General features: G+C 32.3%; 8 protein-coding genes and 1 pseudogene. 8 read left to right on the top strand and 1 reads right to left on the bottom strand.

Translation table 11 applies throughout. The features are described from left to right. Positions 1-794: nucleotidyl transferase AbiEii/AbiGii toxin family protein (locus HMPREF9423_RS11630; protein WP_006149554.1), on the bottom strand; the 794-nt coding region annotated here is incomplete at its 3' end. Between the two features lie 224 nt (positions 795-1,018). On the opposite strand from HMPREF9423_RS11630, the gene HMPREF9423_RS11625 reads away from it, so the two are divergent. The 8 genes and pseudogenes from HMPREF9423_RS11625 (at position 1,019) to HMPREF9423_RS11590 (ending at position 9,560) form a co-directional block, all read left to right on the top strand. After that, a complete protein-coding gene (locus HMPREF9423_RS11625) occupies positions 1,019-2,026 on the top strand; it encodes a type IV toxin-antitoxin system AbiEi family antitoxin domain-containing protein (RefSeq protein ID WP_006149553.1) in 1,008 nt (335 codons plus the stop codon). Between the two features lie 279 nt (positions 2,027-2,305). Beyond that, positions 2,306-3,343: a S66 family peptidase gene (locus tag HMPREF9423_RS11620; RefSeq protein ID WP_006149552.1), complete on the top strand. Its 1,038-nt coding sequence runs from the start codon at positions 2,306-2,308 to the stop codon at positions 3,341-3,343. Positions 3,344-4,162: 819 nt separating this feature from the next. Beyond that, entirely contained in the window at positions 4,163-5,461 is a 1,299-nt protein-coding gene (locus tag HMPREF9423_RS11615; RefSeq protein ID WP_006149551.1) for a plasmid recombination protein, read from the top strand. 360 nt (positions 5,462-5,821) lie between these two features. After that, positions 5,822-7,207, top strand: coding sequence for a DnaD domain protein (locus HMPREF9423_RS11610; RefSeq protein ID WP_025170229.1), 1,386 nt, complete (start codon positions 5,822-5,824; stop codon positions 7,205-7,207). Positions 7,208-7,359: 152 nt separating this feature from the next. Next, positions 7,360-7,746: a hypothetical protein gene (locus tag HMPREF9423_RS11605; protein ID WP_006149549.1), complete on the top strand. Its 387-nt coding sequence runs from the start codon at positions 7,360-7,362 to the stop codon at positions 7,744-7,746. A 16-nt stretch (positions 7,747-7,762) separates the two neighbouring features. Continuing rightward, a pseudogene (locus tag HMPREF9423_RS12185) lies at positions 7,763-8,066 on the top strand (helix-turn-helix transcriptional regulator). A gap of 115 nt (positions 8,067-8,181) precedes the next feature. After that, the gene (locus tag HMPREF9423_RS11595; protein WP_006149548.1) at positions 8,182-8,802 is read left to right on the top strand and encodes an SAP domain-containing protein; all 621 of its coding nucleotides are present in this window, start codon (positions 8,182-8,184) and stop codon (positions 8,800-8,802) included. A gap of 137 nt (positions 8,803-8,939) precedes the next feature. Next, complete coding sequence (locus tag HMPREF9423_RS11590) at positions 8,940-9,560, top strand: DJ-1/PfpI family protein (RefSeq protein ID WP_006149547.1); 621 nt, start codon at positions 8,940-8,942, stop codon at positions 9,558-9,560. Positions 9,561-10,154: the final 594 nt, after the last annotated feature.

The following is a 10,154-nucleotide window of genomic DNA, read 5'->3' as shown; positions in this document are numbered from 1 at the left end:
ATTTGAGGGATAACTTTTGTTTTATAATCTTCAGCTAAATCTGACTCTTTACTATCTAATTTTAACATGAGTTCAAGGGGGACATCTTTCGCTTTAAAAATATTTTCTAATATATAAAAATTGTCTTGATCAAGTACAGCTTCACGTAAATTAGCTTGTTTCGGATTTGTTAATATTTTATAGATATCGTATAGATCTCGAGCACGTGTTTTATTACCGACTAACTTGTAATCTTCGAGCTGCTGACAGGATGCTCTTATTTTCTCATAGACAAGCATTAGTGGACTATATAAATAAATAGTTGTCCCTTCTAAATCATAACTTTTTTTATCAGCAACATACTCATCATAGCTCAAATCTATTTCTATCTTTTTACTATTGTTTTCTAAATTTTCTCCGTATTTACTTAGCTCCTTCATTTTATCAGGGTCCTGTAGCTCTATTTTATCTTGATACTTTTCTGTATCGACTATCGCAAAAGAAATCTTATATCCTCCCCAAAATGGAGGCAAGTCTTCTTTCCTTTTTTTAGGCTTTTCAATGAACTCAAATCCAACAACTAAAAAACCAACTTGCTGAAAGGCATCTGAAATTAAATCTTGTAATTTTTTCCCTTCGTTCTCTTTTTCATATCTTATAGATTCTTTGATTGAAAAATCTAAATCCTGAGATGAGCGATCAGTTATGTTATAAAGTTTTAAAGCATTGCCACCTTTTAGAACTAAATTTTCCTTCAGGTCACTATCTGAGTAAATTGCTTTTAAAATGGTATTTCTAATTTCATCTGGCGTCATAAGTATCCCCTATAAAATACTGTATTCTACTCTAATTATATCATTATCGAATAGACAATATATGGAAATCCTCTTGTTTTTAAATTTTTTTATTGTATAATTAAGCTATGGTATATATACCATAGCTTAAGGTTATAAATTAAAAATTAAGTTAAGGTATGGTATATATACCATACCTTATAGAAAATATTATTTATAAAAAAATAACTCAGGAGTTTGCTTAGATGGCACTTACAGATTATGAAATTGAAAAGATTTTAAAAAAATATGATATAAAAAAAGACATCTATGGTTTTATAAAATATTCTGACGAAATTGTATTAGAAGCCCAAATGAATTTTGGAAATATTTTAAACAGAACGTCTATAATATCAATTATTAAAAAATTTAAAGAGGAGTTCGAGGAAGGTAAAAACACAGGGAAACTTAAGTCAAAGGCTACATTGAATAAATTTATCGAGATTGTCGTTGATAAGCTCGAGCTTTTTAAATCCATAAAAATCATGAATGAATATAAAGGTGATTATATAAATCGTTATGTAGCATCTTATACCTACGTTTCTCCTTACGAAATTGCTTTGTCGTTACTATCTAATTCTTTTTTATCTCATTACAGTGCTATGTATATCCATGACTTGACTATTAATGCCCCTAAAGATATCTATATTAACAAAGAACAATTCCCAAAAAGTTCTTATTCAGGAGACGGAAATAATCTATCTCAGGGACGGATTGACTATGCATTCTCAAAAAAAATGCGACGTACCAATATGATTTACTCTTTTAGTTATGACGGCACATCTTATAAAGTACACGTTCTAAATTCAAAAAACACTCATAATACAGGCGTTATAACTAAGGACCTCATTGGCTTTTCAAAGCCTATCAAAACCACAAATATTGAGAGAACGCTAATTGATGCTATGGTAAGACCTGGGTATAGTGGAGGTGTTTCTGAAATTCTTGATGCCTTTATTCGGGCTGAAAATATAAATATTAAAAAGATTTGGGAGTATCTAGAAAAATTTAATCATTCTTACCCATATTATAAATCACTTGCGTTTTATTTGAAGAATGCAGACTATGATTACAAGTCAGAGTTTGAGAAATATAAGAATGATCCTAGAAATCATTTGACATTCTATCTTGACTATCAAATGGTAGCCCCAAAAGAAGATAAGGAGTTAGGGATACTCTATCCAAGAACCATAGATGATATTTGTAGAAAATAAAAAAATAGAGACTTCAAATTAAGTCTCTATTTTTATTATTGAAAATCTTTCTTTCCCTAAAAAACTTCATTCCTATCAATCACTGGATATGGATCTTGATTATTTAGAATCCTATTTAAACAATCTATACTTGACTGTAGATGAAGTGAAGTAAGCACATCGAGCGGTTGCTTTTTGCTTACTTTCTTGATCTAAAAGTCTTCTTCTAACTCTAATTCTTGTTGTTTTCCCTCATCTTTTGTGATACAATAGCATCAATTTTTTCTAGGAGGATAATATATGGCTTCTACTATTGGTATTATAAGTTTATCTAGTGGGACTATGGGTGAAGACTTTGTCAAGCACGAAGTGGACTTGGGTATTCAACGTCTCAAGGACCTCGGACTCAATCCTATCTTTCTACCTCATTCGCTAAAAGGCTTAGATTTTATCAAAGAACATCCTGAAGCTCGTGCAGAAGATTTGATTCAGGCCTTTTCTGATGATAGCATCGACATGATCCTATGCGCCATTGGTGGAAACGATACCTATCGCTTGCTACCTTATCTTTTTGAAAATGACCAACTACAAAAGGTTATCAAACCAAAGATTTTTCTCGGTTTCTCGGATACGACCATGAACCATCTCATGTTGCATAAACTAGGAATCAAGACTTTTTATGGGCAATCCTTTTTAGCAGACATTTGTGAATTAGACAAAGAAATGTTGCCATATAGCCTCCACTACTTCAAAGAATTGATAGAGACTGGTAGAATTTCAGAAATCCGCCCTAGTAACGTTTGGTATGAGGAACGGACTGATTTTAGTCCCGAAGCCTTGGGAACACCTCGTGTCAGCCATGCAAATACAGGTTTTGACTTGTTACAAGGCAATGCTCAGTTTGAGGGAGAAATCCTCGGTGGTTGTCTTGAGTCTCTCTATGATATTTTTGACAACTCTCTACACGCAGATAGCACAGACCTCTGCCAAAAATACAAACTTTTCCCTGACTTATCCGACTGGGAAGGAAAGATTCTATTGCTAGAAACAAGTCAAGAAAAGCCTGAACCTGATGATTTTAAAAAAATGTTGCAGGCTTTAAAAGAAACTGGGATATTTGAAGTCATTAGTGGACTCTTGGTCGGAAAACCTATGGATGAAACCTTCTATGACGACTATAAAGAGGCACTATTGAATATCATTGACAACAATATCCCGATTATCTATAATCTGAATGTTGGCCATGCCGCACCAAGAGCGATTGTTCCTTTTGGAGTCCACGCGTATGTAGACGCAACGGAGCAAGTCATTCGCTTTGACTATAACAACGAAAGTTGAGATGAATTTCTCAGCTTTTTTCTGTATTCTCAAACAATCAATATCCGATTGTTTTTTCTTTTTTTAACACTCCATTATTTCCATCTAAACAATCTTATTTGAAATTGCTGTTTTTATTTAGGAGTGGAGTATAGTCCAAACTATGGAGCAAATGTGTACCAGAGTTCCCCCCTCTTGAGCCCTCGGCAGAGCGTTTTAGTTTTGTACGTTGCGCAGCAATGTCAAAACTACAAAAACGTTACTCTTTGACAAAGAGTAACAGAAACTCTGCTTGATCCGAGAAAGATATTTTTATTTTCAACTGATTACATATCGACAATAGTTGGCGTGGAATAGCGATAGCCCCACGCCGTAGCCCAACATTTTGGGCTAAATATTTCTCTTTAATCTGCTGAAACTATATAGAAATCCATAGATTTAAAAATCATGGACTTATATAGTAGTCCATGATTTCTGAAAAGATGGATTTTATAGTGTTCCATAAATTCTAAAAAAATGGGCTTATATAGTAATCCATGAATTCTAAAAAGATGGACTTATATAATGCTCCATAAATTCTAAAAACGTGGACTTATATAGTAATCCATAAATTTTGAAAAGATGGACTTATATAGTAATCCATAAATTCTGAAAAGATGGGCTTGTATAGTGTTCTATAAATTCTAAAAAGATGGTCACTATATAAGACCATCTTTTTTAAAAACAAATGCTCAAATAAATTTGTTAATCACGTTTTTAACGGAAATTTTCAAAAATTTTTATTATCTTTTGCTTTTTGTGGCATACTACTATCACAATAGTAAGAGAGGAAATAAACTAATGAATCAAATGACCATTTCTTTTAAAACAAAAACTGGCATGACAAATATACGTCATAATAACAGAGATCTGAGCGAAGAAGAATTTAAGAGTAATGAACACAGGCATATAAATCGTGCATTGTCCCACGAAAATATAACGATTATTAAACGTGACATAAGAGAAGTCTATCACGATGAATTTGACGATGCTTTAAATACTTATAATTCAAAACAACGGAGGAAGGATAGAAAAATTGAAGACTACTACAAACACGTTAAAAAATCAAAGACATTGGATCTGCAACGTGAATTTGTAGTCTCAGTAGGTAATAAATCCGACTGGGAAAAGATGGATTTCAATAAAAAAAGAGAGGTAGGAGAGGCCCTAGCAAGCTACGTAAGAGATTTTAATGAACGCCACGATCATTTAGTCATCTATAATGCAGTTGTCCATTTAGACGAAGATGGAGCCCCTCATGCTCATTTTAACGTTGTTCCTATTGCTGATGGGTATAAAAATGGTCTTTCGAAACAACCATCTTTTTCAAAAGCTCTTCTCCAGGAAGGATTTAAAGAAAAAGGACGTGGCCAACTTAAACAATTTCGTGATCATGAAATTGATAGGATTCAATACTTTATGAAAAACGTTAATATCGAACGCAAGTTAGGTCAAACGAACGATATTAAGGATATGCGAGAATATAAAGAAACTATGCGACAAATCGAATTACAGAAGCAGCAAGAAGAGAAGGAACTGCAGCATTTGAAAAATGAAGTCGCAAACATGTCCGAAGAGTTGGATAAAGCAAAATTAGAAGATGAAACTATCAATGCTATGTTACGTCTTAAAATGATCAGTGAAACTGAAGTAGATAAAAGTCAATTTGAAATCAAAGAGCGAGGGCTATTTAATAACCGTGAACGTGTTGTGATTGTTCCTGAAGATGAGTTTGATAGAATAGCCATGAAGGCGAACTATAGTCCATTATCGAATTTGTTGAACGATTTTAAAGAGTCTATTCTTCAAATAGGGTTCATTAAAAAGTTACATTCTACAATTTTATCTTTAAAAAACGTAATCAAAGAAATGAAAGCAGAATTCCAAAAAGAGAAAGCTCAATTGGAAAAAGAGAATCGAAATGCTTGGTCTAATTATTTTAAAGCTAAGGAAGAAGCTGACACTTATAAAAGATTTAAATCAGAGTTTGAAAGATATTTATCTGAAGAGGAAAAAAATGAGATCTCAGATAAAATCTATGAACGTCAAGAAGCTGAAATTGAAGGAGGTTTGTGGCAAGATTTTGATTTAGATCGTTAGATAAATTAGGGGAACCTTTATTCTTTTCTCCTCCTCAGTATGTAATAGTAATAGTAATAGTAGGAAGGGATTTAAGGGGCTAAAAACCCTATAACAGAGGGATTCTATTTATTAAAGTAAACGAAAATGCGGGGTAAAGTAAACGAAAATGCGGGGTAAAGTAAACGAAAATGCGGGGTAAAGTAAACGAAAATGCGGGGTAAAGTAAACGAAAATGCGGGGTTTAATTTTTGTGTTCGTCATTTCGCTATTAAAAACATTATATAAGAAAAACGCAACTATGTCACACCGAAATTAAGAATGGTTGTTTTTAGCGAAAAAAAGTGCTATAATATATTTAACAATAAAATGAGGGCACAAATGTCAGAAAAAACAACTGCTAAAGAAGTAAAACAGATACATAATGATAACGAGGAAGTCTGGAAGTTATCAAATATAGAAAGATCAGAACTTGCTAAGAGTCGGAGTTTATTGATCACTAATCTTGCCAATAAGATGAATTCTTCTCAAAATGTACTATTCTCATTTGCATTACTTAATGCAAATATTGAAGATGATTTTGCTGAATCAGAGTTTTCATTAACCGATTTGAGGAAGTTTTTAAATAATCAAAATTATCAAAAATATGATACTAGAAGAATTTTAAAAGATTTAAAAACAATTGCCGAAAATAGTCTTTTGATGATGGATGAAGAAATGGTTTCAAATCCTCAGAATGGGAAAGCTAAAGGAATTTTGATTTTTAGTGACTATTCATATAATCGAGGGATGTATCATCTTACTTTCAATTCTACCCCGATTGGTAAGGAACGTTTAACTCCTATCATTGATCTTTTACGTTCGAAAGAGGATAATCCATTAATTTATAATCTTGCTACTTTCTCAAAACTTAACTCAAGGGGCCAAAGTTTGTACGAGCATTTATTAATTGCAACTGCTCAAGATAAGAAAAAACTCAGCCTCAGTTTAGAAGAATTAAGAGGACTTTTTAAAGCTAATGGAAAGAGTATGGAACGATTTAATGCTATTAAAACTAAACATTTAATTCCAGCGATTGTGAGCATTAATAAAGATACTGATCTAGATGTAAAAATGGAACCCATTAAAGAAAGCAGACGTATTGTTGGAATTAATCTTTATTGGTCACAAGAGAAAGTTAAATTACCTTCAACTGAGAAACAGATTAGTCTTATGCATGATTTTTATGTTCAGCTAAGCAAGTTAAATCTTACAAGTAAAGAAGATGTTGTCTTATTGAGTCAACTTAAAGATCCTCAACTGCTTGATAGAGAACAAGCAAGCAAAGCAATCGCTAAAGCTAAAAAAATCAGAGATACGTTTAAATCTGATCAGAATTTGATTGAAAATCAGAAAGAAAATGTAGAGTTATTAGAGCAATACACAGATTTTTTTAATAAGTTTCCAAATGTAACCAATTCTGTAAAAGAGTCTATTGTAGCAGCAATTCTAAAGTTCTCTGAAGAATGTAGGGAGCAATTACTTGAGTATGCTTACAATTTGTATCTTCAGAATGGAGCTAGCTCACTTAATTATATTGTGACAACATTGCAGGAATGGTCAGATAATCATGTAACTTCATTAGCAGATGCTAGGAAGCTACATGATGATACCTATGGCCCTTCATACGAGCCTTTGCCTAACCCTGATGATGTAAAAATCAGCCCAGAGTTTGAAGCTGCTATGAATCTATGGTCAGATAAACAAGGGAAGGAAGGAAAACAATAATCAATTTTTAAAAGCAGCATTAAACTGCTTTTTTTGCTGCTTATTTAAGCATTTTCATGAAATTATGTGTGTAGAATTGTATAGAATGTGCTACAATGTATCTATACATAGTGCTATATTTGTGTAGCAAATAAAAACAGCTAGGAGAAAAAATGAGCGTTCAAATCAGTGTGAGAGTTTCAAAAGAACAAAAGGAGAAACTTGTAGAACTAGCTAAAAATGAGAACAAAACAATTACACAATACATAGTCGATCGCTGTATTGTAGAAGAGAGCTATACAGATGCTAGCAATGTAGATGATGCTAGCAATCGTATAGAAACTGTATTGCAGGAGCAAATTGAGCAAATTCGTGCTGATTTTGAGACTGAACGTAACTTTTATGTTTCTCAAATTGAGCAAAAAGATAAACAAATTGCTGAAATGTTAGAGACTAATAACAATCAACTCCAGCTTATTGGAGCACTGACTATCAAAAATGAAACATTACTTTTAGAAACAAAACAAAGCTGGTGGCAACGTTTATTTTCAAAAAAATGACAATGGATCTTGCTCTATAAGAGTAAAAGACAATATAAAAAGCCCGACTAGATGCAGGACTTACTCAATTAGAAGTTGCTGAAAAACTAGGTGTAGCTCAAGCCCAGTACGCTAGGTGGGAAAACGGGGGAAGAAATCCAAAAGATGAAACAGTAGAAAAGCTAGCTGAAATTTTTGGTACATCTTTTGAAATTTTAAAAGGTCGCGATGATGGGCTAGAAGAAATCGTTAGTTTATTAAGAGAGTATGAACTAACTGAAGAAGACAAACAAGAAATTATTATTTTTTTAGAAAATTTTCTTGCTAACAAGAAAGATTAATATAGTGCGAGGAACTTACAGTAATTACAAGATTGTAATATTTTCTGTTATACCTTTATGTGGCATGGTTATATGTAGTATAATAAGATAAACTTGGAGTTGTAGAGGTGAGCATTTGGAAGAAAATAGACCTGATTTTAGAGATATAAAATCATTTGAAGAATTTAACAGATACTACTGGTATCGAGAAGAGCTTTCACAAATTTGTAAGCACCTTGGATTAGAATACAGATGTACAAAAAAAGAATTAAATCATATTATAGAACAATATTTTAAGGGAAATAGAGTAGAAAAATTTTTGAGGAAAAGAAACAAAAATCAAACCGAAATAATAACCCTAAATACATCATTACTTGAATGTGGGTTTTCCTTTAATCAGAAATTTCGTGATTATTTTTCAGCTGTAACAGGTGTTAATCCGTTTAAATTTAATGCTGATATGGCAACAGCTTGGCGAAAAGTAAAACGGGACAACAACATAAATTTTACAATCCAAGATATGATTAAAATATACTATAGAGAGTCAGACTACGCCAAGTATGATAATTCAGCCTGCCAATGGAATCAATTTCTAAAAGACTTTTGTGCAGATGAATTTAGCAATCATTACTCCAACAAGTTAAAAGTTGCGGCTATCCTTTGGAAAGAAGTTAGAGATTCAAAAAATAAAAAAATTTATTCACGGGGACTTCTAAAAGAATATAGCTACAAAATAGAGGAATATATAATTCACTAGATTTGAATTTGACGAGGAGATAGCCATATTAAATATATGTTCTAAAAGGTTTAGAAAAATATGGTATATTATTTTTCATTACAGAAAAAGCCTTTCAATTATTCAATAAAAATATTTTTAAAGGAGACAAGTAAGAAATGAAGAAAATCTATATGTATTTACTAGATACGATGGCAGACTGGGAGAATGGCTACTTTTTACAAGGATTAACACTACAAAAAATGTTGCCAAAACAAGAATATGAATTATGTACCGTAGCTACTTCTAGGAAGCCTATAAAAACTGCTGGTGGTATGACTTTGATTCCCGATATTACATTAGATGAATTAGATGAAAATCAAGCAGCGGCATTGTTGCTGATTGGTGCAGATACTTGGGGCAGTACAGAACAGACAGCTATTCTTGAAGTAGCCAAAAGCTTAATAGAAAAAGGGGTATTGGTTGCAGCGATTTGCGGAGCAACTTTGGGACTTGCAAATGTGGGAATATTAGACACACAATACCATACAAGTAATGCTTTGTTTTTCTTAACAGGTATGTCATCGAATTATAATGGAGAGCAATATTATAAAGATGTCGCTGCTGTAGCTGATGATAATTTAATAACAGCAAGTTCCGCTGGTTCGTTGCTTTGGGCAAAATATATCTTTGAAAAGTTAGAAATATATTCTTCTGAAACCATAGAAGCATGGTACAACTACTTTTCAACAGGAAAGGCAAGTTATTTCGGAGAACTAATGAATACATTTTCCAAATAATCAAATTCCAGTTTGTCGAACGGAATATAAAGTATTAAAGACGATAGAAATAAAAAAGTCTATTGGTAGCATTTTGGTAGCTAAACAGACAAAATATCTATTTTTCTTAAAACAAAACCAAAAAAGAATGTTGATTTGTCAGCATTCTTTTTTATTTCAAATGTATTCTCGGAATTAGAAAGTGGGGGTTATATTTTAGTTGCTTAAACAATTTGTAAGCGTAAGACTTGCAGAACTCTACGTCATTTTTGTATAACTGACTTCGATTTACGTTTTTTCATACAGAAAATGCGCATTTTTGATGCTGACATGACAATTCTGAGCGTTTTTCAGATATCTTCGCAAGTAACTTATCGCTAAAAACCCTAGAGCCTCAAGGACATACGCAATTTTATTGATACAACTTTCCGAAAAAGACCAATTTTTCGGAAAGTTGTGATGATAACAATTTCAGGTAACAAAAATACTACATATTTTTCAGAATTAAAACTTTATTATTCTTGTTTATAATTTTGATATTCTTCAAATAGTTTTTCGAACAAGTCTTTGTTGTAAAAAAAGATATAATCAAAGTCTTCAGTTTCACTAGAAGCT

It is taken from the genome of Streptococcus infantis ATCC 700779, from assembly GCF_000187465.1.
GTDB lineage: Bacteria > Bacillota > Bacilli > Lactobacillales > Streptococcaceae > Streptococcus > Streptococcus infantis.
Note: the sequence above shows the minus strand (reverse complement) of the source record. Positions and strands in the feature narration are given on the sequence as shown.